The organism is Nocardioides pinisoli (genome assembly GCF_024199985.1).
GTDB classification, from domain to species: domain Bacteria; phylum Actinomycetota; class Actinomycetes; order Propionibacteriales; family Nocardioidaceae; genus Nocardioides; species Nocardioides pinisoli.
Map to the genome: position 1 here is coordinate 691852 of NZ_JANARS010000001.1, position 22305 is coordinate 714156.

A 22305-nucleotide genomic window follows, 5' to 3' on the forward strand; every position below is an offset into this window, starting at 1 on the left:
CGGCCAGCGGTCGGTCTGGGGCGACGAGCGGTCAGGGAGCGCCTGCGATGACGACGGCGAGGACGTGCTTGCACGGTCCGCGTCCGGCCGCGTGAGCCTCGGCCCACGGGCACGTGCAGACGAGGTCCGAGCCCGGGGCACTGCGTACGGTGTGCTCCGTGCCGGTCCCGCGGACCCGCCACTCGCCCGGTCCGGCAGGTCGTACGCCGTCGGCGGCGGCGAGCTGCTGCGCGTTCCGCAGGCGGGGGTTGCGCCGGACCACCTGCTCGGCGTCCACCGGCAGCTCGCGGTGGAACCACGCGGCCTCGGTGAGGTCGTGCCCGAGTCGCCCCGAGGCGGCCAGCCAGGCCAGCCCGCTCGCCACCGCGTCGGTCGGCAGCCCGGCTGCCGCCGCCAGGCGGTCCTGGTCGACCACCGGGTCCCAGCCGAGGTGGGGGAGCAGCGCGCGGCCGTGGGTCTCGCTGTCCCGGTCGACGAGGCGGAGCAGCAGTCCGCCCTCGCCGGAGAACCCGCGGTAGGGGTGGGCGGTGAGCACCAGCGTGAGCCGCGCCCCCGGCAGCTGGAAGACCCACGCCGTCGCGCCGTGCGCGTCGGCGTGCAGGGTCAACCCGGTGGCGAACCGCAGGATCCGGTCCATCCCACGCAGGCGCGTGGTGCCCGGGACCTCGATGCTTCCGGGCACCGCCCGAGGGAGCAGGCGTGCCCCGCCCGTTGTCGGGACCATGTGCACGGTCGGCCCCGGCGACCCGGCCCGAGGCAGCTCGCGCGCGAATCGGCCGATCGCGCCCGACGCCAGCTCTGCGCGGACGGTCATGGCGGCACTGACGTAGGGCACCTCGGCCAGCCCGCGCACCCACCGGTCGGGCAGGGCGACCTTGCGCTCGACGTGCTGGTCGTCCGGGGTGCTGGCTCGCACCTCGTCCGGTCCGACGGTGAGGTGCAGGAGTGTGGTGCTGCCCATCCGCGCGAGCGCGGTGCGGAGCGGCTGGTTGATGTCGATGTTGGTGGTGCCGAAGCCGACCTCGCCCTCGTCGATGCCCTCGGGCAGCAGGTCGAGCCGGGCGTGGACCGAGTTGCAGCCGGAGAAGGACTCGAACCGCATCCGGTCGCCGCTGGCCGTCACGACGGGGTCCAGGTTGGCGATCCGCTGAGCCTGCCCGAAGTCGGCGTACGTCGTCGCTGCGACGTCGGCGACCGCCAGCAGGCCGGCTGTCAGCACCTCTGGGCGCGCGGGGAAGCCGGAGAAGAAGCGGGGCCGCTCGACCAGGCCAGCAGGGGTCAGCGCGGTCGCGGTCTCGAGGCCCAGCCGTCGCCCGGCCGGACCGTTGGCGAGAGCGGACGCGGCGCCGTAGCCGCTCACGGCTCCGCCAGCCAGGTGGGAACGGCCCCGGGCGGGACATGGCGGGCGTAGCGCCGCATCACGGCATGCAGCGCGTCGCACTCCGCCGGTCGCTCATCGCGCGCCAGCCCAGCCTCGACCACGGCGACGGCGACGGGCCAGAGGCCCCGCAGTGCGCCGCGGAGGAACGCGTGCTCCCAGCCCACTCCGTCACCGATGACGCTCGAGCCCGCGTCCCACTCCGCGGTAGCGGTCGCTGCGGCCACCACCGGGTCGAGCCGCCCTTGGCGTTGGAGGCGGACCAGAGCGGCGAAGTCGACCGCCGTGTAGTCGGGGGGCGCGGTGGCAAGGGTGGCGAGCACCGTGCGCCAGCCGGGGACGCCGAGGGCGCCCCCGACCTCTGCCAAGGTCTCGCGCGAGGAGGTCACGCGCAGGCCGTTCCTGAGCCAGACGTCGGGACGGCCGGGCAGGCGCCAGATGTCGTTGTGCCGGTAGTGCGGCAGGTCCGGAACGGGACGCCGGGACAGGGCGGGGAGCGAGTCCCACGACCACGGCGACTCGATGCGGAAGGTGCGGAGACCGTACGCGTCGGGACCGGGCTGGCAGCGCAGACCGCCGGCTCCCACCCACGCCCGTACGATCTCGGCCGCGTCCAGCTCCTGGTCGCCGGAGGCCGCCGTGAGTGCAGGGTCGGTGTGCACGGACGGGGGCACCCGCGCTGCGCGCCCGGGAGAGGTGGGCCGCAGTCGGGCGAGCGCGAGCCGGAGGTCGACCGGACCGACCGTCCGCGCCTTGGCGAGCCGGTCGATCAGTGTGTCGAGGCCGAGCGTCCCGTCGACACGGTCGGGGGTGCTGAGCACCTGCACGACGCCCCCCTCGGCGAGGAGCAGCACCTCACAGGCGTGCAGGAACTCGAGGAACTTGTCGTCGTCGCTCCACCACGCGGGCATCACCGGGGGGTCCAGCCGGAATCCGTCACGGGCCGACCACCGGTGGTAGGCGTCGTGGTGGACCCGCCACTCGTGGGACTTGCCGGACACCGTCTCGACGTCCTCGACCATGCGCCAGTAGGTCGCGTGGTCCAGCTCGCCCGACGCCCACAGCGCCACCGCCTCCGCCACCGGCCAGGAGGGGAGCGCCACGTCCTCGACCAAGCGTGCCCGCACCACGTCGACACCGTGCTCGGGGAGGAGGTCGACGATCTCCTCGAGCACGAGGCAGCGCCGGACCCGACTGCGCGTGTCCGGCTGGTACGAGTGCCCCGCGCCGGCCGTCAACCGTCCGCCCACCGTGGCCAGGTCTCGTTTCGGCGGGAAGGCGAGACCCTGCGGTGGACGCTCGGTGGTCTCGTCCCACAGTGCCAGGTCGACCTCGACCGGTTCGGCCTCGTCGGTCGGGGCCTCGACGAGGCGCACGAGCCGGGCGGCCTCCAGTGCGGCCTTCGTGCTGCCGCTCGCGATCTCCACCAGCCGCGAGGGGAGTCGGACCCGATGCGGCGGCTCCGCGGCGTACGACGACAGCATCGCCAGCAGGCGGTCGAGCCCGGGGCGGGGGCGGCCGGCGGCGGCGAGGCCCGCGGTCGCGAGGGCGGCAGGCCACACCAGTCGCATCGCCCCTCCGAGGAACAGCTCCTCGAAGAGGGCGGCACTGCGCACCGGGCTCAGGCGCCCCTCCGCGACGAGCTCGTGGGCGACGCCGACGAGCTCCGCGGTGGTGAGGTCGCCCCGGGAGAGTGCGTCCAGCACCATCTCGGCCGCCGGCGCCTGCTGCCAGCTCTTGTCCTTGGCGCGCATGTGCTGCTTGACGATGTCGCGGAGGGGGAGCTCCGGATGGACAGGTTGGCGCTCCTCGAGGCGTGGGGGTGTCAGGTTCCAGAGGCCGAGGGGCGCGGGCGCGGCGTCCACCGGCTCCGGGTTCGGGTTCGGGTTCGGTACGACGCCGAGCGCAGCACGTGCCTTGTCGTACCTCGCACCGTCGGCGAGGTCCTCGTCGCCGGCGGCCAGCACGTTGATCGCCTCGAGCAGTGCCTCGGGCGAGACCCGTCGGCCGAGGCCCGTCGGCGACAGGGCGGCGAGGAGCGTACGTCGCGGCGCCCTCTCGGACCGCGGCGCCATCACGCGCGCCACCTCGACCGCGTCGGCATCGGACGCCACCAGCTCGGTCGCGAGTCCGAGGACCACGCCCACCGCCGACGCGTGGCAGCTCGACAGCACGCTCAACAGGAAGTCCAGGCCGCCGGGGACCTCGTGCGAGCGCAGCTCCAGCGTGGTGAGGACTCCGACCAGCGCCTTCTGGGAGGACGGCTTCTGCCCAGCAGTGAGCTGATCGAGCGCGACCGCCAGGGTGCGGTCCCGGTCGATGAGCCCTTTGTCCACCAGGGTGGGCAGGACGGTGCCGAAACCGGTCCAGGCGCCGACCTCCCCCGACGCGAGCTGGAGGTAGACGACGTCCGGGAGCAGCGGATCCGCGAGGAGGGGTTCGAGGGACGGCGTGCGGTCCTTCGCCCACGTCGGCGGATCGGCCTGGCTCGCCAGCCTCCTGATCCAGGCCCCGTGGAAGAGGCGGCCGGTCGGCACGGGCAGGCGGTGCGTCACCACCACGGCCCGGAGCAGGAGTACTGCCTTCTCGGCCCCGCGGGCGGAGGGCGTCACGGCGTCCGCCGCGCTCGCGAACGCCTGCGCCCACTCGCGATCGCGGGCGACGAACGCAGGGACCAGCTCGCGGATGTGGTCCTCGGTGAAGAAGGTCCCCTCGGCCGCAAGGACCTTCGCTGCCGCAACGGGCGCGCCGAGCATGCCCCACGTGGTGAGCCGGGCCAGGCGCATCCATTGGACACGCGTGTAGTGGTCCTGGTCCCTCGGGTTGCCCAGCTCAGCCGGCTCCGGGTGTCCGTCGATGTCGTGCGTGCCCGCCACCCAGCGTCGGGCGGCCGCGAGATCGGCGCCGTCCAGGCTGGCGAGGTGGGCACGCAGGGCCGCGAGGTCGCCCTGGATGACCAGCGAGCGCAGGCGCGCGCCGACGTCGTGCGATTCCCCCGTCACGCCGGGAAGCCTAGGTGGTGGCTCCGACGTCCGGGCGGGAATCGGTCAGAGCAGCTCGTCCGCCGCGGCCGGGCTGGAGTCGCGCAGGAAGGTCGAGCAGCGCTCCCACTCGTCGGTCTCGCCGATCGCCCGGGCTGCGAGCGCGAGCAGGGCGAGCGAGCGCAGGAAGCCGCGGTTGGGCTCGTGCTCCCACGGCACCGGGCCGTGCCCCTTCCAGCCGTTGCGGCGCAGCCGGTCGAGGGAGCGGTGGTAGCCGACGCGGGCGTAGGCGTAGACGGTCACGTCGTCGGCGCCTGCCTCTTGGGCCTGCCGCGCCATGGCCGCCCAGGCGGCGGGGGAGTCCGGGTGACGTCGTACGACGGCGGCGGGGGAGTCGCCCCCGGCGAGCTCGGTGTCGGCGGGGTCGGCGGGCAGGTGGGTGGGCGGGGGACCGGCCATCAGGTCGCCGCCGAAGGAACCGGAGGTCATGGGCCAACCCTAGGACCACCCCGGACAACGGGTCCGACACACTCCTCCCCATGGGCCAGACGTTCACGACCGAGATCCAGGCGCGCTACCGCGACATCAACCTCGCCGGCCACGTGGACAACGTCGAGGCGGTCCGGGTGCTCGACGAGGCGCGCTACGAGTTCCTGCGGTTCGCGCGCCTGCCGGGGCTGCCCGACGGGGCGAGCGGCCTGCTCCACGGCACCGACCCGGGCGTGTCCGAGCTCGTCGCCTCGCAGACGATCGAGTACCACGCGGAGATGCGGTTCGTGCCCTACCAGCCGTTCCTCGCCTCGCTGTGGGTGTCGCGGATCGGTCGCTCCTCGTTCACCGTCGCCGCCGAGCTGCGCGTCGAGGTGGGCGGGGGACCGGCCGCGGTGTGGGAGTGCGTCAACGTGCTCTGGGACCACCGCGCCCAGTCCGCGTGGACCATCAGCGACACCGTGCGCGCCGACCTCGGGCACTACCTCGGGGACCCCGTCGGCTTCCGCCGCTGAGCCTCGCCGTCGTACGTCGACAGGCGCCCGCCGCGGGGCCCCGGCTGGCGGTGCCGGGGACGGGCGGGCGGCCTGTCGGCGTACGACGGGCTCAGCTGACGTTGGCGCAGATGAGGTCGAGGCTCAACGTGTCGGCGGTCGTCTCGTAGTTCCACGCCTTGGCCGTCGCCTTGGTGGTGCCGGCATCGATGTCGACGGCAGTGCCGTCGAACGAGGCGGTCATGTGTGCCGCAGCGCTGAGCACCTTCTTGCCGGCCGGGCAGGTTGCCTCGACGGTCGCACCGGCGTCGGCGGCAATGGGCACCGACGCGTTGATGAGCTGGTAGCCGGAGACGCCTGGTGCGCCGGCCGGTCCCGTCGCTCCCTTGAGGTCGTCGACGGTCGACGCTTTGAGGTCCTTGGTCCTCAAGGTGCCGTCCTTGACGTCCTTGGACTTGAGGGTCTCGTTCTTGATGTCCTTGCTGGTGATGGTGCCGTTCTTGATGTCGTTGCCGGTGATGACGAAGGCAGCGGTCGCGCCGCTGGTGGCCGAGACGGCGACCAGGACGCCGGCGATGGCGAGGGTCGGGAGGCCGCGGCGGACGGAGCCGAGTGAGTTGTCGAACATGTTCTTCCTCCGAGGGGGATAGGAGCCTTTGCTGCATGGCACCACCCCTGCGTGGAGGGCGAGCGAAAGTAAAGAGATTTCCCGAATAGTCGGGAGATCCCAGGCGGCAGGGGCTGCCGCCGTGTGGTCGTGCATCGACGTCAGCCGGGAGCACCGCGGCCTCCGCCGCTGACGTCGGACGCTGCTCGCAGCGTGCAACGTAGGCAGTTCGTGGGCGTGGGGACGGTGCTCACGCTCGAGGGCGTCGAAGCCGGGCCGAACCGCCTACGTTGCTCGGGCTGCGTCAGTTGACGACGGCGCAGACGACGTCGATGGTCAACGTGTCGGCGGTGTCGAAGTAGTTCTCGGCATAGGCCGTTGCGTACGTCGCGCTCAGGTCGAGGTCGACGGCCGTGCCGGTGTACGCGCCGGTAAGCTCGCCTGCAGCGCTGAGGACCTTCTTGCCAGCCGGGCACGTGCCCCGCACCGCGCCGGCATCGTTCGCGGCAATGACGGCAGATGCAGTGACGATCTGGTAGCCCGAGATCCCGGCCGCCCCTGCTGCACCTGCAGGCCCTGCCGCCCCGGCAGGTCCAGCAGGACCAGCCGGACCGGCTGCCCCCTTGAGCGCGGTCACGGTCGACGACTTGAGGTCCTTGGTCGTCAGGGTCCCGTTCTTGATGTCCTTCGTGGTGACCGTGTTGTCCTTGATCTGCTTGCCCGTGATGACGAGCGCAGCGGTGGCGCCGCTGGTCGCGGACGCGACGACCAGTGCGCCCGCGATGGCGATGGTCGGGATGCCACGGCGAACCGTGCCGAGAGAGCTTCGAAGCATGTCTTCCTCCGTATGGGTTGGTACGGAGAACCACACCACTGCGCCGTCAGGGTTGTCCTGACTTTCCCGAAAGTCCACCGCGCCGATGTGCACGGTCGTTGGCTCAGGCGCCGAGGAGCGTGCGCACCTTCGCGGGGCCGAGCGCCAGCACCAGCGTGGGCAGGCGCGGGCCGCGGTCGGCGTCCACGAGCAGGTTGTAGAGGAGCCGGAAGAAGTCCTTCTGGTCGGCCTTGACCTGGTCGGTCGGGGCGTCGTCGAAGCCGAGGCCGCGGGCGACCTTGGGCGTGCCGTAGACCACCGACGTGACGGCGTCGAGGTCGCCGTCGTCGGGGAGGCGGTCGAGGAAGATCCGCAGCCACACCTCCTCGTCCTCGGTGAGCGAGGACAGCCTCTCCGTGTCCGGCGTCTCGCGGACGGTGGTGCGCTCGTCGGCAGGCACGTGCTCGACGGTCCACTGCATCGCCTTGGACAGTCGCGGCTCGAGGTCGGCGACCGAGTCGTGCGGGAAGCCCGAGGACTCCACGATCCGGGAGATCAGCTCGGCCGAGCCGGCGGTCACGTCGGCGACCGACGACAGGGTGCGGAACGGCACCGCCACGGCGGGCATGGGCAGCCGGCCGGTGGCCGCCGTCTCGGCGGCGCGGTGCCAGGCCAGGGTGGCGACGTCGGCCTTGGCGGGGTCGGCGGCCTTGCGGCCCAGGGCGTCCCACTCGTCGTAGAGCCGCACGACGGACGCGCCGAAGTCGATGTCGAAGGCCTGCGTCGGCGCCCGGCGCACGTAGAGCCAGCGCAGCATCGGCGACTCGAGGATCCGCAGCGCGTCGGACGCGGTGGGTACGCCGCCTGCCGACGACGACATCTTCTGCACGCCGGCGAAGCCGACGAACGCGTAGATCACCCGGGCCGGGGCGCGCCAGTCGAAGATCGACGACACGATCTCGGTGCCGACCGTGTAGGACGATCCGGGCGTCATGTGGTCGCGGCCGGCGGGCTCGAAGTTGACCTTCTCGAAGGCCCAGCGCATCGGCCAGTCGACCTTCCACACCAGCTTGCCGTCGGTGTCGGTGGACAGGTCGGTCGTGCCGACGAAGCCGCACGAGGAGCAGGTGTAGGACAGCGTCGTGGTGGAGTCGTCGTAGGCCGTCGTGGTGACGGTGTCGCGACCGCACTGGCGGCAGTAGGGGCGGTAGGGGAAGCGGGCGATCGCGTCGGAGGCCGACGCCGCGGTCGGGTCGCCCTCCTCGTCGTCCTCGTTGGCGACCGAGTCCGCCAGGTCGGCGGCCTCCTGCTCGGAGGCGTCCGCGGCGGGCGCCACCTTCTTGGTGCGGTGCTTGGCGAGCACCGCCTCGATCTCGTCGCGGCGCGAGACGGCCTCGAGGACCTGCTCGCGGTAGGCGCCGGCGGTGTACATCTGCGTCTGCGAGATCTCCTCCATCTCGACGCCGAGCTCGCGCAGCGCCTCCTGGAGGGGTGCCTTGAAGTGCTCCGCCCAGCTGGGGTGGCACTCCCACGGGTCGGGCACCGCGGACAGCGGGCGTCCGATGTGGTCGGCCCACTCGGCCGGCACGCCGGCCGGCACCTTGCGGAAGCGGTCGAAGTCGTCCCACGAGTGGAGGTGGCGCACCGGCACGCCGCGGCGGCGCAGCTCCTCGGCCACGAAGTGGGGCGTGATGAACTCGCGCAGGTTGCCGAGGTGGATCGGCCCGCTGGGGGAGGCGCCGGACGCGACGGTCACGAGGTTGCCCTCGCCGGCGTGGCGTACGGCGTCGTCCGCCGCTCGCGTCACCCAGTCGACCGGATCGCCCTGCCGCTGCCGTCCACCTCGTGCCATGCGGGCAAGGCTATCGGTGGCCGGGACGACGCCGACGACGGGCGTCACGACCGCGACGGCCCTACGAACGGCGCTACGAATGGCGCAGCTGGACGGCGCCGTTCGGCGCCGGAGCCGACCCCCGTGGCGGCTCCGACGCCTGCTCCGAGGAGCGGGGCCAGCCGCACACCCCCGCGGCAGCTGGCGTGGACAGTATCGACTGGCCGCTCCGTGCCACGCGGATCCAGAGTGCCGGTGGCAGTAAACTGCCACCATGCCCGGCGACCCGTCCTCCGTCCTCACGGCCCTCGGGCTCGACCGTCGGACCGAGCAGCTCTACTTCCGGCTCGCGCCCGTCTCCGGGCACACCCTCGTGGGCGTCGCACAGCTGGTCCAGGAGCGGCCCGAGCGGCTGATGCGCGACATGGCCCCGCTCCTCGAGCGGGGGCTGGTCGTCGTCACCGAGGACCGGGTCGTCGTCCCGCCGCTGGCCGAGGCGGTCGCCGCGCTCGTGCTGCGTGAGGCGCGGTCGGCGGCCGCGTCGGCGACCACGCTGGCCGAGCTGTCGAGCGCGGTGCCGCACCTCGTGGCCTCGACGACCCGGCCCGACCCGAGCCACGTCACCGAGGTGCATCCGCTGGACGGCGAGCTGAGCTCCGGGGGCGACCCGCTTGAGCTCCTCCAGCTGATGCTGCGCACCAGTCGCGGCGACATGCTGTGGCTGCGCCCGGACGCCTGGGCGATGCCGCGCGAGTCGAAGGTGAGCGAGCTGCTCGCCGAGGCGATGGCCACCGGCCGTCGGTCCCGCGCGATCTATCCCGCGCGGGCGCTCACCGAGGCACCGGACGCCCTGCGCGTGCGTGCCGGGCTGGGCGAGCAGGTGCGGATCATCTCCGAGGTGCGCACCCGCATGTTCATCTTCGGTGACTCCCACGCCGTGCTGCCCGAGCCGATCGGCTTCACCGACGAGCCGCGGGTGCACGTGCGCCAGCGCTCCATCGTCGCGGCGCTGACCATGTGGTTCGAGTCGCTGTGGGACCGCGCCGCGCCCATGCCCGAGCTCGAAGCCGGGCGGATGGGCCCCGACGGCCGGCAGTTCCTGCTCGAGCAGCTGATGGCCGGGGCGACCGACGAGGTCATCGCGCGCACGCTGGGCATCGGCCTGCGCACCGTCCGGCGACGCATCGCCGCCCTGATGACCGAGCTCGGCGTCGACACCCGCTTCCAGGCCGGGGTCGAGGCGGTCCGGCGCGGCTGGCTCTGACCGGGTCGGGCCCGAGCAGGGGCGAACGTCATACGAGGGGGTGGCCATGCGGTCGGTTTCGTATGACGCAGCGGCCGCGGAGACGGCGAGCGTCATACGAGGGGGTGGCCATGCGGTCGGTTTCGTATGACGCAGCGGCCGGAGCGGGGCAGGCTCAGCGCGGGAGGATCATCGTGTACGCCGCCCGCTCGAGGCGCCAGCTGCGGCTGCGCTCGGGGCCGGAGATCTCGCCGTCGGCGGACAGCCAGAACTCGTCGCCGCTCACCTTGACCGACGTGCCGCGCAGGGTGACCACGTCGTCGCGCTGGTCGTGCTCGCCCTTGCGCAGCCCCGCGACGTAGCCGAGCTTGGCGGCCGGCTTCACGGCGCGGCTGATCATCACGTCGAGCAGCCCGTCCTCAGTGTCGGCGTCAGGGTTGAGCTCGGTGCCGCCGCCGACGTTGCCGCCGTTGCCGATCGCGACCATCAGGACCGGACGGTCCACGTCGTTGACGACCGTGCCGTCGAGCTCGACGCGCAGCCGCCAGCTCGGCGGGTGGAAGGCGGACAGCACGGCGCCGATGGGATAGCCGAGCTTGCCGAGGTTGACCTTGCCGACCCCGACCGCGCCGAGCCGCGTCTTCCACTTCGCGCCCTTGCGGCTGGCCTGTGCCCCGACACCGACGTGCACGTTGTTGACGACGACGTTGCCGGTCTCGTCGACGATGAGGTCGACCTCGCGGGCCTCGCCGGAGAGCACGAGCCGCGCCGCCTCCTCGACGTCGAGGGGGATGTCGTTGCCGCGGGCGAAGTCGTTGCCGGTGCCCATGGGGAGGAGCGCGAGGATCGTCTGGTCGAGCTCGCGGCGCTTGTGCAGCGCGGTCACGACCGCGTGCAGGCTGCCGTCGCCGCCGGCCACCACGACCGTACGACCGCCGGCGCGGTGGAGCACGCCGTCGAGCTCGCCGGGGTTGGACGTCTTGGCGACCTCGACCGAGGCCTCCTGCCGCAGCACGGCGAGCGCCTCGGCCAGGCGCTCCTCGTCGGAGGTGCCGGCTTCGGCGTTGGTGATGACCAGCAGGGAGCGCACGTCCGGACCCTAGCCGACGGCTGTGCGGTAGCGTGGCGTCGCAAGAGCCCCGGTGCCTTGTGCCGGGGCCCTTCGCATTTCCGCACGTTCATTTCTGCCGTAGAAGACAGAGGAGGGCTGAGATGCCCGCGATCGTCGTGCTCGGCGCCCAGTGGGGCGACGAGGGCAAGGGGAAGGCCACCGACCTGCTGGCCACCACGGACTCGATCGACTTCGTGGTCCGCACCAGCGGCGGCCACAACGCCGGCCACACCATCGTCGTCAACGGCGAGAAGTACGCCACCCACCTGCTGCCCAGCGGCATCCTGACGCCCGGTGCCACCTCGGTCATCGCCAACGGCGTGGTGGTCTCCCCGGAGGCGCTGTTCCGCGAGCTCGACGGACTGCTCGCCCGCGGGGTGGAGGTCGCCGACCTCAAGGTGAGCGCCAACGCCCACGTGATCGCGAGCTACCACGCCACGATCGACAAGGTCACCGAGCGCTTCCTCGGCAAGAACCAGATCGGCACCACCGGTCGCGGCATCGGCCCCGCCTACGCCGACAAGATCAACCGCGTCGGCGTACGCATCGCGGACCTCTTCGACGAGAAGATCCTGCGCGAGAAGATCGACGCCGCGCTCGACGTGCGCAACCACCTGCTGACCAAGGTCTACAACCGCCGCGCCATCGAGGTCGACGCGGTGGTCGAGGAGCTGCTGTCCTACGCCGAGCGGCTCCGGCCGATGGTGTGCGACACCTCGCTGCTGCTCAACCAGGCGCTCGATGCCGGTCAGACGGTCCTCTTCGAGGGCGCCCAGGCCACGATGCTCGACGTCGACCACGGCACCTACCCGTTCGTCACGTCGTCCAACCCGGTGGCCGGCGGCGTGTGCGTCGGTGCCGGCGTCGGACCCACGCGCATCGACCGGGTCATCGGCGTCATCAAGGCCTACACCACCCGTGTCGGCTCCGGTCCGTTCCCGACCGAGCTCTTCGACGAGGACGGCGTCCAGCTGCGGACCCTCGGCGGGGAGATCGGCGTCTCCACCGGTCGCACGCGTCGCTGCGGGTGGTACGACGCGGTCGTCGCGCGCTACGCCAGTCGCGTCAACGGTCTCACCGAGTTCTTCCTCACCAAGCTCGACATCCTCGGCGCGTGGGATCGGATCCCCGTCTGCGTCGCCTACGAGATCGACGGCAAGCGGGTCGACGAGATGCCGATGACGCAGACCGAGTTCCACCACGCCACGCCGGTCTACGAGTTCTTCGACGGCTGGAAGAGCGACATCTCCGGCTGCCGCTCCTTCGAGGATCTCCCCAAGAACGCCCAGGCCTACGTCCAGGCGCTCGAGGAGATGTCGGGCGCGAAGATCTGGGGCGTCGGCGTCGGGCCGGGCCGTGAGCAGACCCTGGTGGTGCACGAGTGAGGACCCTCGTCGTCGGCACCGGCGGTCGCGAGCACGCGCTCGCCCTGGCGCTCGCCGCCGACCCGGCCGTGACCGAGGTCCACGCCGCGCCCGGCAACCCCGGCATCGGCGAGGTCGCCACCCTGCACGCCGTCGACCCGATGGACGGGCCGGGCCTCGCGGCCCTTGCGACGTCGATCGGCGCCGACCTGGTCGTCGTCGGGCCCGAGGCGCCGCTGGTGGCGGGCGTCGCCGACGCCGTGCGCGACGCCGGGATCGCGGTCTTCGGTCCCTCCCGTGACGCGGCGCGGCTCGAGGGGTCCAAGGCCTTCTCCAAGGAGGTCATGGCCGCCGCCGGCGTGCCGACCGCCGGGTCGCGCACGTGCGCGACGCCCGAGGAGGTCGCCGCGGCGCTCGACGCGTTCGGCGCGCCCTACGTCGTCAAGGACGACGCCCTGGCTGCCGGCAAGGGCGTCGTCGTGACCACCGACCGCGACGAGGCGCTCGCCCACGCGGCCGGGTGCGGACGGGTCGTGGTCGAGGAGTTCCTCGACGGGCCGGAGTTCTCCCTTTTCGTCGTCTGCGACGGCACCGTCGGCCGCCCCCTGCTGCCGGCGCAGGACTTCAAGCGCATCTTGGACGGCGGCCGCGGCCCCAACACGGGCGGCATGGGGTCCTACGCCCCGCTGGCCTGGCTGCCCGAGGGCATCGTCGACACCGTGATGGCCGACGTGGTCGCACCGACGCTGGCGGAGATGCAGCAGCGCGGCGCGCCCTTCGTGGGGTGCCTCTACGTCGGCCTCGCCCTGACCGCGGGCGGCCCGAAGGTCATCGAGTTCAACTGCCGCTTCGGCGACCCCGACGTGCAGCCGGTGCTCGCGCTGCTGACCTCCCCGCTCGGCACCCTGCTCCGCGCGGCCGCCGACGGCGACCTCGCGGCCGTCCCGGCGCCGAGCTTCGCCGAGGGCGCCTCGGTCTCGGTGGTGATGGCGAGCGCGGGCTACCCCGAGGGCTCGAGCACGGGAGACGTCATCGTCGGCACCGAGACGCTGGCCGTCGAGGACGACGTCGACGTCATCCACGCCGGCACCGCCCGGACCGACGCGGGGCTGGTGACCGCGGGAGGCCGGGTGCTCGCCGTCCGGGCGACCGGGTCGGACGTCGCCGACGCCCGCGCCAAGGCGTACGAGGGCATCTCCTCCATCAGCTTCCCGGGCGCGCAGTGGCGCCGCGACATCGCCGCCGAGCCGCTCGGCGTGGTCGAGGGCGCTGCCTCGCGTGGCTGACCGCTTCGCGCCGGGGTCGTCGGTGCGGGTCCGCGAGGTGCTGCACGGCGCCGAGTGGGCGTGGTGGGACGAGCGCGTGCTGAGCGACGACGGGACCGTGCTCGCGACCGTCCAGGCCGACGGCACCCCGATGTCGTTCCCGCCGCACCCGGTGCCGCACCCGTGGGGCCACCTCGACGCCTGGACCGGCACGACCGTCCTCAAGCTCCGCCGGACGGGCGACTGGTACTCCGTGTGGAGGTTCTTCGACGCCGACGGCGCCTTCGTGGGCTGGTACGTCAACTTCGAGACGCCCGTCGTGCGGGTCGACGGGGCCGTGGAGGTCAACGACCTGCAGCTCGACATCGTCGTCGAGCCGGACGGCGCCTGGCGCTGGAAGGACGTGCAGCACCTCGCCCCGTCGCTGGCGTCCGGGCGGATCTCGCAGGGCGAGCTGCTGGCGGTCCTCGCCGAGGCCGAGCGCGTCGCTGACCTGCTCGACCGGGATGACCGCTGGTGGGCACCGTGGGACGACTGGAGCCCGCGGGATGGGAGGATCTGAGTCGTGAGCGTCCCCAACGTCCTGGCCACCCGCTACGCCGGCGCCGACCTCGCCGAGATCTGGTCGCCCGAGCACAAGATCGTCCTCGAGCGCCAGCTGTGGGTCGCGGTGCTGAAGGCCCAGCGCGACCTCGGCATCGACGTGCCCGAGGGCGTCGTCGAGGCCTACGAGGCGGTCATCGACAAGGTGGACCTCGACTCCATCGCCGCGCGCGAGCGGGTGACCCGCCACGACGTGAAGGCCCGCATCGAGGAGTTCTCCGCCCTCGCCGGCCACGAGCACATCCACAAGGGCATGACCTCGCGCGACCTGACCGAGAACGTCGAGCAGCTGCAGGTACGCCGCTCGCTCGAGCTCGTCCGCGACCGCGCCGTCGCGACGCTGGTCCGCCTCGGCCGGCTCGCCGCCGAGCACGAGGCCACCGTCATGGCCGGCCGCTCGCACAACGTCGCCGCCCAGGCGACCACCCTCGGCAAGCGCTTCGCGACCATCGCGGACGAGATGCTGATCGCCGTCCAGCGGATCGAGGAGCTGCTCGCCCGCTACCCGCTGCGCGGCATCAAGGGCCCGACGGGCACCGCCCAGGACATGCTCGACCTCCTCGACGGCGACGCCGAGCGGCTCGAGTCGCTGGAGCAGCGGGTCGCCCACCACCTCGGCTTCGAGCAGGTGCTGACCAGCGTCGGCCAGGTCTACCCCCGCTCGCTCGACTTCGAGGTCGTCTCCGCGCTGGTGCAGCTGGTGAGCGGCCCCTCCAACCTCGCCACGACGGTGCGGCTGATGGCCGGCCACGAGCTCGTCACCGAGGGCTTCAAGGAGGGCCAGGTCGGCTCGTCGGCGATGCCGCACAAGATGAACACCCGCTCCTGCGAGCGGGTCAACGGCCTCGCGGTGATCGTCCGCGGCCACCTGTCGATGGTCAGCGAGCTCGCCGGCGACCAGTGGAACGAGGGCGACGTCTCCTGCTCGGTGGTCCGCCGCGTCGCGCTCCCCGACGCGTTCTTCGCCACCGACGGCCTCTTCCAGACCTTCCTCACGGTGCTCGACGAGTTCGGCGCCTTCCCGGCCGTCATCCAGCGGGAGCTCGACCGCTACCTGCCGTTCCTCACGACGACCAAGGTGCTGATGGCGGCGGTCCGCAACGGCGTGGGCCGCGAGGCCGCGCACGAGGCGATCAAGGAGGCCGCCGTGGGCACCGCCCTGGCGATGCGCGCCGGCCAGGCCGACAACGACGTCTTCGCCAAGCTCGCCGCCGACGAGCGGCTCGGGCTCACCCGCGAGCAGATCGACGCCCTCGTCGCCGACCCGATCGAGTTCACCGGCGCCGCGGTGGCCCAGACCCGCGCGGTCGTCGCCCGGGTCGAGGCGCTCGCGGCCGCCCACCCCGCCGCAGCGGCGTACGTCCCCGGCGCGATCCTCTAGCACCACGCAGGCAGTTCGGCGCCGAGAGCCGCCCAGCCACGCTCAGGAAGCGGACTGCGGACGCGAACTGCCTTCATGGTGTGTCAGTCCCCGAGCCGGCGCTCCGAGTCGGGCCGGAGCTGTCGGCCTCCCGCTGAACATGTCAGGCCGTGCACGGGCCGACATGTTCAGGAATCCCCGGCCGGCCGGGGATCGCTGAAGTTGTCAGGCTCTTCGGATCAGTCGCCGAGCCGCCAGGAGCGGACGGCGGCCGCGAAGGCCAGCGCGAGCACGGCGAGCGCCGCGAGCAGGGTGGCCCGGGCGGCCACCGGCGCGGAGGTGACGGTGCCGACCGCCTGGTAGACGGTCATCAGCAGCGCGGCGCCGAGGGCCGAGCCGATCCGCTGCCCGGTCTGCAGGGCGCCACCGGCCGCGCCGCCCATCGCGGGCGGCACCTCGGCGAGGGTGAGGGTGAAGTTGGGGGAGATGACCCCACCGCCGCCGACCCCGGCGAGGAACATCGCAGGCGCGAGCGTCCACCACAGGGTGTCGGTCGGCGAGGTCACCAGCCACGACGCCAGCGCGGTGCCGGTCATCATCACGCCGAGCGCGACCAGGGTCACCTTCCGTCCCAGGTGGCCGACCAGCCGGCCGGCGAGCGGTGACGTGGTGGCGGCACCCACGGCGAAGGGGGTCATCAGGAGCGCTGCCTGGAGCGGTGAGAAGCCCTCGCCCTCCTGCAGGTGCACCGACAGCACCAGGAAGATGCCGGTGAAGCCGGTGAAGTAGAGGGTGCCGACCAGCAGGCCGTTGGCGTAGCCGGGGAGGCCGCGCAGCAGCGACACGTCGAGCAGCGGCGGTCGGTCGAGCCGTACGGTGCGCGCCTCCCACTTCACGAACGCCCACGCCAGCGGCGGGAACGCGACGAGCACGACCAGGGCGAGGCCGACCCCGCCCTCGAGGCTGATGAGGGGGAACAGCACGGCGAGCACGGCAAGGCCGAGCAGCACCGCGCCGACGACGTCGATGCGGGAGTCCTTCGGCGCGGCCTCCGGGCCGGCGCCGACGTGGTTGTCGGGCACCAGGCGGCGGATCAGCACCAGCGCCACCAGGCCGATCGGCACGTTGATGAGGAAGAGGGACCGCCAGCCGTTCTCCTCGCCTAGCAGGCCGATCAGCAGGCCGCCGATCAGCGGGCCGGTCGCCGACGCCACGGCCACGGTGAAGCCGAACATGCCGAAGGCGCGACCGCGCTCGGCGCCACGGAAGAGCTGCTGGATCAGCCCGGAGTTCTGCGGGGTGAGCAGGCCGGCGCTGGCGCCCTGGACCAGGCGGGCCAGGACGATCGCGGCCGCGTTGGGGGCGAGCCCGACCGCGGCGCTGGAGACGACGAAGCCGACCAGCCCGATCGTCATCATCCGCCGCCGGCCGTGCGCGTCGCCCAGCCGGCCGCCGGCGACCAGCGTCATGCCGAAGGCGAGCGCGTAGCCCGACACCACCCACTGGATGGTCGCGGCCGAGGTGTCGAGCCCGGCGCGGATCGACGGCACGGCGACGTTGACGATCGTGACGTCGAGCAGCGACATGAAACCGACGACGAGGGACACCGCGAGCACGCGCCAGCGCCGCGGGTCGGGCTCGTACGCCGCCTCGTCCGTCGTCTCCTCGCCGCGCTCGCGCTCGGCCTGCTCGTCCTGGGTCATCCGCGTCAGCCTCTCACCCGGTCCCAGCGGCGGGGACCGCCCGGCCGGAGGGGGCAGGATGGGGGCATGAAGGCGATCCAGGCCCGGGTGCGGGGACAGGTGCAGGGCGTGGCCTTCCGGTGGCACACCCAGGAGCGGGCGCAGCAGCTCGGCGTCGTCGGCTGGGTGCGCAACGAGGTCGACGGCAGCGTGCTCGTCCACGCGGAGGGCGAGGACGACGCGGTCGACGCGCTCGTGGAGTGGTGCCGGCACGGCCCGCCCTCGGCGCGGGTGCGCGACCTTGCTGCACGCGACGCGGCGATGACCGGCGCGACCTCCTTCGAGGTCACCGGGTGAGCGTCGGGACGTCGGCGCCGCCGACGCCTGACGACGTCGAGGTCGTGGTGCCGGCGCCCGGCGCGGGCCCCGGCAACTGGGCGGGCGCGGCGAGCGCCGTCCTGGTCCACGGCGTCTTCTGGCTGACCTGGCGGGTGCGCCGGCCGCTGACGGACGGGCGCGGCGTCTCGGTGGTCGTCGCCCGCTCCGACGACGGCGTCACCTTCGAGCCGGTCGCCGAGGTTACGCGCGAGGCGTTCGGCGCCGAGTCGTTCGAGCGCCCGGTGCTCGTGCCGCTGCGCGAGGGCGGGTGGCGGCTCTACCTGTCGTGCGCGACCCCCGGCTCGAAACACTGGTGGGTCGACAGCCTGACGGCCGACACGGTCGAGGCCCTGCCCGACGGCGTACGACGACGCGTGCACGACGGCGACCGCGACACGGGCGTCAAGGACCCGGTGATCACCGTCGGCGAGGACGGCTACGAGATGTGGCTGTGCTGCCACCCCCTCGACGTGCCCGGCCACGAGGACCGGATGACCACGCGCCGGCTCACCAGCGCCGACGGGCTGGTGTGGCAGGACCACGGCGAGGTCCTCGCCGGCCGCGAGGGGCAGTGGGACGCCCGTGGTGCCCGGGTGAGCGCGGTGCTGCCCGACGGGACGGTGCTCTACGACGGCCGACCCGATGCGGCGTTCAACTGGTTCGAGACCACCGGGCTGGCGACCTGGGACGGTACGACGATGACCCGCAGCGCGCAGCCGCCGATCGCCTCCCCGCACGGGGACGGCGCCTTCCGCTACGCCACCGCGGTGCCGCTGCCGGACGGCCGGGTGCGCTACTACGTCGAGGCCGCGCGTCCCGACGGTGCGCACGACCTCGTCACCTGCGTGCGCTGACCCCGCGGCGCGAATCAGCCGAGCAGCCCCTGCCGGCGCGCGGTGGCCGCGGCCTCGGTGCGGTTGGCCGCCCCGAGCTTGGCGAGGATGTGCGACACGTGGACGCTCGCGGTCTTGGGCGACATGAAGAGCTTCGCGCCGATCTGGCCGTTGGTCAGCCCCTCGGCCACCAGCCCCAGCACCTCGACCTCGCGATCGGTGAGCACCGCGTCCGTACGCCGCTCGCGCGAGGTGAGCGCGTGGCGGGCAGCCAGCGCGTCGGCACGCGCCAGCATCGGCCGGGCCTGCAGCCGCTCGGCGATCTCTCGTCCGGCCGCGAGGTGGTGCCGGGCCGCCTCGCGGTCGCCGTGGACCGCCTCCTGCTCGGCCAGCGACAGGTGCGTGACGGCCGCGTCGGGGACGTGCCCCACCCGCTCCCAGCCCTCGAGGGCCGCCCGCAGCGCCGGGCGGGCGTCGCGGCCGTGGAACCGGTCGAGCTGGGCGGCCAGGTCGAGCGGCCAGACCTCGCCGAGCGCGCCGTGGCGGCGGAGCCGGGCGGCAGCGTCGTCGACGACCTGCAGGTGCGCTGCGCCGGCGTCCCGGTCGGGGCGCGGTCCGTCGGCGGCGGCGTCGGCCTCGCTCCGGGCGGCCAGCAGCACCAGCAGCCAGAGCTGGTCGTCGTACATGAGCATGCGGTCCATGCCCCACAGCGGAGCGAGCTCGGTCCTCATGCCGGCGAGGTCGCCGGCCTCGACGGCGGCGAGTGCCAGCACCGCCCTGGCGTCGGTGACCGGCGCGCCGCCCGGCGCGGGCGACTCCAGCTGCCGGCGCCAGCGCTCGGTCCCCGTGGCGCGGCCGCTCTGCAGCAGGTCGAGGAGGTGCAGGTGCGCGTTGCTGGTGCGGACGTCGTCCTCCCACCAGGGCTCGGACTCCTGCAGGAGCGCCCGAGCGCGCGTCCACCGACCGGTGAGGATCCAGGACATGGCGGCGTTCTCGACCAGGTGCTCCCACAGGTGCACCGAGAGGTGCGGGTGCGTCAGCCTCTGCAGGGCCTCGTCCGCAGCGCGCTGCGCCTCGTCGTGGCGCCCGCAGACCAGCTCGCACCACATCAGGTTGCCCCAGAGGTGGAACACGCCGTCCCAGCGCTCGTCGCCGAAGAGGTCGAGGGCCTCGCGCAGGCGGTGCGCCGCGCGCTGCGGGTCACCGTTGACCTGGGCGCGGTAGGAGTCCCGTGCCTCCACCATCACCGACGCGCGCAGGTCGCCGAGCTCGCGCGCCGCGCGCCTGGCGCGCTCCATGAGTCGCTCCCCGCGAGCGAGGTCGTCCGTCATCAGGCTGCCCGCGCTGCTCCACGCGTAGACGGCCATCAGGTCGGGCTCGCTCTCCTCGAAGAGGTCGGCGATCTCGGTGAGGCGCTCCTCGCTGTACGCGTTGGCCTCGCCCTTGCCGTGGTCGGACACGACCATCGCGTGGATGAGGCGCATGGCGGCGGGGAGCTGCTCGACCGGGGCTGCCGTCACGCACGCCCGCCTGACCGGGTGCGACGCGATGCCGGACGCGAGGAGGGCCCTGGCGTAGGCCTCGCGGAGCGGCATCCCGGCGACCTCGGACGCGTCCGGGAGGACGGCGAACCCACCCAGGATCCGGGTCCAGAGCGCGGTCTCCTCGTCGGGGCGACACACCCGTTCCGCCGCCGGGAGCGCGGCGACCGTGGCCGCGAGCGCACGTCGTACGTCGCGCGCCTGGTGCCAGTGCTCCGCGACCGCGAGGAGCGCCGGGTCCGGGGGCAGCACGCCGGGGTTGTCCTCCAGCACCTCGGCCCACCGGCGGTGCCACGAGCGCCGCGCCCCGGGGCCGGTCTCGCGGACCGTCGCCTCGCGCAGCAGCGCGTGCCGGAAGCCCACGGTGTCGCGCTCGTGGTCGGTCGTGAGGATCCCGGCGCGCAGCGCCTCGACCAGCGCCGCGTCGAGCTCCTCCGGGGTGACGTCGAGGACCTGCTCGAGCAGGCTGGCCCGGAGGTGCCCGTCGCCGATCGCCGCGGCCTCCACCAGGCGCCGCGCCTCGGAGGACAGCCCGCCGATCCGGCCCGCCGCGACCGCGGCCGCCGTCGTCAGCTCCGGACGCCCGGCAGCGGCCGCCAGCTCTTCCACCACGAACGGGATGCCGTCACTGAGCCGCTCGACGCGGCCGGCGACCTCGGCCGACGGGCGCGAGCCGAGCAGGTCGCGCAGCTGGCGCTGGACCGCGTCGGCGCTCAGGCGCGGCAGCGGCACCACCTCGCAGCCCGGCGTGCGCGCCAGCCCGGCGACGTACGACCTCAGCGCGGCCTCCGCGGCCGGCGTGCGGTCGGGGTCGTCGGTGCGCACGGTCCCGATGATCACCAGGCCCGCGGGCAGGGTGCGGGCAGCCAGCGACACGAGGTCACGGGTCGCCGAGTCCGCCCAGTGCAGGTCCTCGACGACCCACACCACGAGGCGCTCGCCGCCGAGCCGCTCGAGGAGGTCGAGGAAGGTCGAGAGCAGCTGCACGCGCTCGACCGAGCGGCGCGGGGGAGCGCCCGGCAGCAGCGACGCCAGCGCCTCCCGTTCGGCCGGCAGCAGCACGTCGACGCCGGCGACGCGCACGAGGTCTCGCAGTGTGTCGGCCACCACGCCGAACGGGATCTCCCCAGTGGACATGTCCACGGCGTGGCCGGTGAGCACCAGCACGTCGCCCGGGCCGTCCGGACTGGTCAGGCCGCCCACGGCCTCGGCGACCAGCCGGCTCTTGCCGATGCCGGCCTCGCCGGTGACGAGCAGGCAGCGGCTGGCGCCGCCGCGGGCGCTCACCAGCGCACCGCCGATCCGGTCCAGCTCGGCCTCCCGGCCGACGAGCACCCCGCCCATCTGCCGATGGTGGCAGGCGAGGAGGTCGTTGACCACGGGGCGTTCGTCGGCACGGGCGACCGACATCAGTGGGCCGGGCGCGGGGCGGGCAGCCAGCGGGTCCACCCGCCGCGGCGCGGGGACGGCACCTCGGTGACGACCGGCTCGGCGGGTCGACGCACACGACGTGCCTCGCGGGCCTCGACGACCCCGCGGGCGACGTCGGCGCGGTGCAGGCTGGCGATGCGGGCGGTGGTGTCGATGGCGGCGTTGTTCATGGCGGGCTCCTGACGGACGCTGGTGGATGCCTCCACGCTGCGGCTAAGACCCCCTGCCCCACATCGGGCAGACGCCCTATCCGCCGCGCGACCCCACCTCAGGCCCGGCCGACGTGGGCGGGATCTCGTCGTCGCCGGCTTCACTCCGCGCCCGCGCGCGCCCGACACTTGCCACCATGACCGCCCCCGTCACCGTGTCCGTCACCCGCCACGTCGACCCGTCGCGCACGACGGAGATGCTGGCGTGGGTGCAGGCAGGGACCTCGCTGGCGGAGCGGTTCGACGGCTTCCTCGGCTCGGGCTGGGTCCGTCCCAGAGAGGACTCGCCCGAGTGGCACATGCTCTACCGCTTCGCGGACGCCGGTGCGCTCGCCGAGTGGGAGGCCTCGCCCCAGCGGGAGTGGTGGCTCGAGGCGGCCCAGGGGTCGGTGGAGGAGAAGCGCCGTGAGCACCGCACGGGCATCGAGGGCTGGTTCGACGAGCCGGCGTCGATCGAGTCGCTGAGCGCCGCGCCGCCGGCGCCGCCGCGCTGGAAGCAGATGGTCGTCATCTTCATGGTCTTCCTGCCGCTGAGCCTGGTCGCCAACTTCATCGCCTCGCGCACGATCTCGGGCTGGCCGCTTGTGCCGCGGGTCGTCCTGGTGACGTCGGTGATGACGCCGCTGATGACCTACGTCTTCCTGCCCTGGATGACGCGCCGGATGGGCTGGTGGCTGCACCGCTGAGCCGC

Annotated in this window: 19 protein-coding genes; 9 read left to right on the forward strand and 10 right to left on the reverse strand. The window is 73.4% G+C overall.

Annotated elements, in window-relative coordinates; genetic code table 11:
• Positions 1–31: 31 nt before the first annotated feature.
• The 3 genes from NCI01_RS22550 to NCI01_RS03295 are packed head-to-tail and all read right to left on the reverse strand — an operon-like array spanning position 32 to position 4848.
• Positions 32–1360, reverse strand: a complete 1329-nt coding sequence (locus NCI01_RS22550; protein WP_254180036.1) for an SWIM zinc finger family protein — start codon at positions 1358–1360, stop codon at positions 32–34.
• The gene (locus NCI01_RS03290) at positions 1357–4380 is read right to left on the reverse strand and encodes a hypothetical protein (protein ID WP_254180037.1); all 3024 of its coding nucleotides are present in this window, start codon (positions 4378–4380) and stop codon (positions 1357–1359) included. The genes NCI01_RS22550 and NCI01_RS03290 overlap by 4 nt, the downstream gene beginning before the upstream one ends.
• A 45-nt stretch (positions 4381–4425) precedes the next feature.
• On the reverse strand, positions 4426–4848 hold the full coding sequence (locus NCI01_RS03295) for a DUF3151 domain-containing protein (protein WP_254180038.1): 423 nt from the start codon (positions 4846–4848) through the stop codon (positions 4426–4428).
• Positions 4849–4898: 50 nt separating this feature from the next.
• Here NCI01_RS03295 and NCI01_RS03300 point away from each other — a divergent pair, with 50 nt between their 5' ends.
• Positions 4899–5363 carry an acyl-CoA thioesterase gene (locus NCI01_RS03300; RefSeq protein ID WP_254180039.1) on the forward strand — a complete coding sequence of 155 codons (465 nt, stop codon included), beginning with the start codon at positions 4899–4901 and terminating at the stop codon, positions 5361–5363.
• Positions 5364–5454: 91 nt separating this feature from the next.
• On the opposite strand, the gene NCI01_RS03305 is transcribed toward NCI01_RS03300, so the two are convergent.
• The 3 genes from NCI01_RS03305 to lysS form a co-directional block, all read right to left on the reverse strand.
• Positions 5455–5970: a hypothetical protein gene (locus NCI01_RS03305; RefSeq protein ID WP_254180040.1), complete on the reverse strand. Its 516-nt coding sequence runs from the start codon at positions 5968–5970 to the stop codon at positions 5455–5457.
• Between the two features lie 283 nt (positions 5971–6253).
• Complete coding sequence (locus tag NCI01_RS03310) at positions 6254–6877, reverse strand: hypothetical protein (RefSeq protein WP_254180041.1); 624 nt, start codon at positions 6875–6877, stop codon at positions 6254–6256.
• Between the two features lie 10 nt (positions 6878–6887).
• A complete protein-coding gene (gene lysS, locus NCI01_RS03315) occupies positions 6888–8615 on the reverse strand; it encodes a lysine--tRNA ligase (RefSeq protein ID WP_254180042.1) in 1728 nt (575 codons plus the stop codon).
• 253 nt (positions 8616–8868) lie between these two features.
• Between lysS and NCI01_RS03320 the strand changes: the two genes are divergently transcribed.
• On the forward strand, positions 8869–9858 hold the full coding sequence (locus NCI01_RS03320; RefSeq protein ID WP_254180043.1) for a helix-turn-helix transcriptional regulator: 990 nt from the start codon (positions 8869–8871) through the stop codon (positions 9856–9858).
• 154 nt (positions 9859–10012) lie between these two features.
• On the opposite strand, the gene NCI01_RS03325 is transcribed toward NCI01_RS03320, so the two are convergent.
• The gene (locus tag NCI01_RS03325; protein ID WP_254180044.1) at positions 10013–10927 is read right to left on the reverse strand and encodes a diacylglycerol/lipid kinase family protein; all 915 of its coding nucleotides are present in this window, start codon (positions 10925–10927) and stop codon (positions 10013–10015) included.
• A gap of 122 nt (positions 10928–11049) precedes the next feature.
• On the opposite strand from NCI01_RS03325, the gene NCI01_RS03330 reads away from it, so the two are divergent.
• The 4 genes from NCI01_RS03330 to purB are packed head-to-tail and all read left to right on the forward strand — an operon-like array spanning position 11050 to position 15561.
• A complete protein-coding gene (locus NCI01_RS03330) occupies positions 11050–12333 on the forward strand; it encodes an adenylosuccinate synthase (RefSeq protein ID WP_254180045.1) in 1284 nt (427 codons plus the stop codon).
• On the forward strand, positions 12330–13598 hold the full coding sequence (gene purD, locus NCI01_RS03335) for a phosphoribosylamine--glycine ligase (RefSeq protein ID WP_254180046.1): 1269 nt from the start codon (positions 12330–12332) through the stop codon (positions 13596–13598). Before NCI01_RS03330 ends, purD begins: the two co-directional genes overlap by 4 nt.
• Complete coding sequence (locus tag NCI01_RS03340) at positions 13591–14139, forward strand: DUF402 domain-containing protein (protein ID WP_254180047.1); 549 nt, start codon at positions 13591–13593, stop codon at positions 14137–14139. The genes purD and NCI01_RS03340 overlap by 8 nt, the downstream gene beginning before the upstream one ends.
• 3 nt (positions 14140–14142) lie before the next feature.
• The gene (purB, locus tag NCI01_RS03345) at positions 14143–15561 is read left to right on the forward strand and encodes an adenylosuccinate lyase (protein WP_254180048.1); all 1419 of its coding nucleotides are present in this window, start codon (positions 14143–14145) and stop codon (positions 15559–15561) included.
• Between the two features lie 218 nt (positions 15562–15779).
• Here purB and NCI01_RS03350 read toward each other — a convergent pair whose 3' ends face one another.
• Positions 15780–17243: an MFS transporter gene (locus tag NCI01_RS03350; protein WP_254180049.1), complete on the reverse strand. Its 1464-nt coding sequence runs from the start codon at positions 17241–17243 to the stop codon at positions 15780–15782.
• Between the two features lie 66 nt (positions 17244–17309).
• Between NCI01_RS03350 and NCI01_RS03355 the strand changes: the two genes are divergently transcribed.
• Positions 17310–17579: an acylphosphatase gene (locus NCI01_RS03355; protein WP_254180050.1), complete on the forward strand. Its 270-nt coding sequence runs from the start codon at positions 17310–17312 to the stop codon at positions 17577–17579.
• Positions 17576–18454 (forward strand): hypothetical protein, encoded by an 879-nt coding sequence (locus NCI01_RS03360; RefSeq protein ID WP_254180051.1) that lies wholly within the window; start codon positions 17576–17578, stop codon positions 18452–18454. The genes NCI01_RS03355 and NCI01_RS03360 overlap by 4 nt, the downstream gene beginning before the upstream one ends.
• 14 nt (positions 18455–18468) lie before the next feature.
• Here the strand turns inward: NCI01_RS03360 and NCI01_RS03365 are convergent, their stop codons facing one another.
• Entirely contained in the window at positions 18469–21354 is a 2886-nt protein-coding gene (locus NCI01_RS03365; protein WP_254180052.1) for a helix-turn-helix transcriptional regulator, read from the reverse strand.
• Positions 21355–21383: 29 nt separating this feature from the next.
• Complete coding sequence (locus tag NCI01_RS03370) at positions 21384–21575, reverse strand: hypothetical protein (protein WP_254180053.1); 192 nt, start codon at positions 21573–21575, stop codon at positions 21384–21386.
• Positions 21576–21751: 176 nt separating this feature from the next.
• Here NCI01_RS03370 and NCI01_RS03375 point away from each other — a divergent pair, with 176 nt between their 5' ends.
• A complete protein-coding gene (locus NCI01_RS03375) occupies positions 21752–22300 on the forward strand; it encodes an antibiotic biosynthesis monooxygenase (RefSeq protein ID WP_254180054.1) in 549 nt (182 codons plus the stop codon).
• Positions 22301–22305: the final 5 nt, after the last annotated feature.

What these genes read in the sequence shown, in the direction of transcription:
- NCI01_RS03305 (WP_254180040.1), bottom strand. Translation starts at nt 5,970, where the DNA reads ATGTTCGACAACTCACTCGGCTCCGTCCGCCGCGGCCTCCCGACCCTC.
- NCI01_RS03375 (WP_254180054.1), top strand. Translation starts at nt 21,752, where the DNA reads ATGACCGCCCCCGTCACCGTGTCCGTCACCCGCCACGTCGACCCGTCG.
- NCI01_RS03300 (WP_254180039.1), top strand. Translation starts at nt 4,899, where the DNA reads ATGGGCCAGACGTTCACGACCGAGATCCAGGCGCGCTACCGCGACATC.
- NCI01_RS03370 (WP_254180053.1), bottom strand. Translation starts at nt 21,575, where the DNA reads ATGAACAACGCCGCCATCGACACCACCGCCCGCATCGCCAGCCTGCAC.
- NCI01_RS03355 (WP_254180050.1), top strand. Translation starts at nt 17,310, where the DNA reads ATGAAGGCGATCCAGGCCCGGGTGCGGGGACAGGTGCAGGGCGTGGCC.
- NCI01_RS03350 (WP_254180049.1), bottom strand. Translation starts at nt 17,243, where the DNA reads ATGACCCAGGACGAGCAGGCCGAGCGCGAGCGCGGCGAGGAGACGACG.
- NCI01_RS03295 (WP_254180038.1), bottom strand. Translation starts at nt 4,848, where the DNA reads ATGACCTCCGGTTCCTTCGGCGGCGACCTGATGGCCGGTCCCCCGCCC.
- NCI01_RS03320 (WP_254180043.1), top strand. Translation starts at nt 8,869, where the DNA reads ATGCCCGGCGACCCGTCCTCCGTCCTCACGGCCCTCGGGCTCGACCGT.
- lysS (WP_254180042.1), bottom strand. Translation starts at nt 8,615, where the DNA reads ATGGCACGAGGTGGACGGCAGCGGCAGGGCGATCCGGTCGACTGGGTG.
- NCI01_RS03330 (WP_254180045.1), top strand. Translation starts at nt 11,050, where the DNA reads ATGCCCGCGATCGTCGTGCTCGGCGCCCAGTGGGGCGACGAGGGCAAG.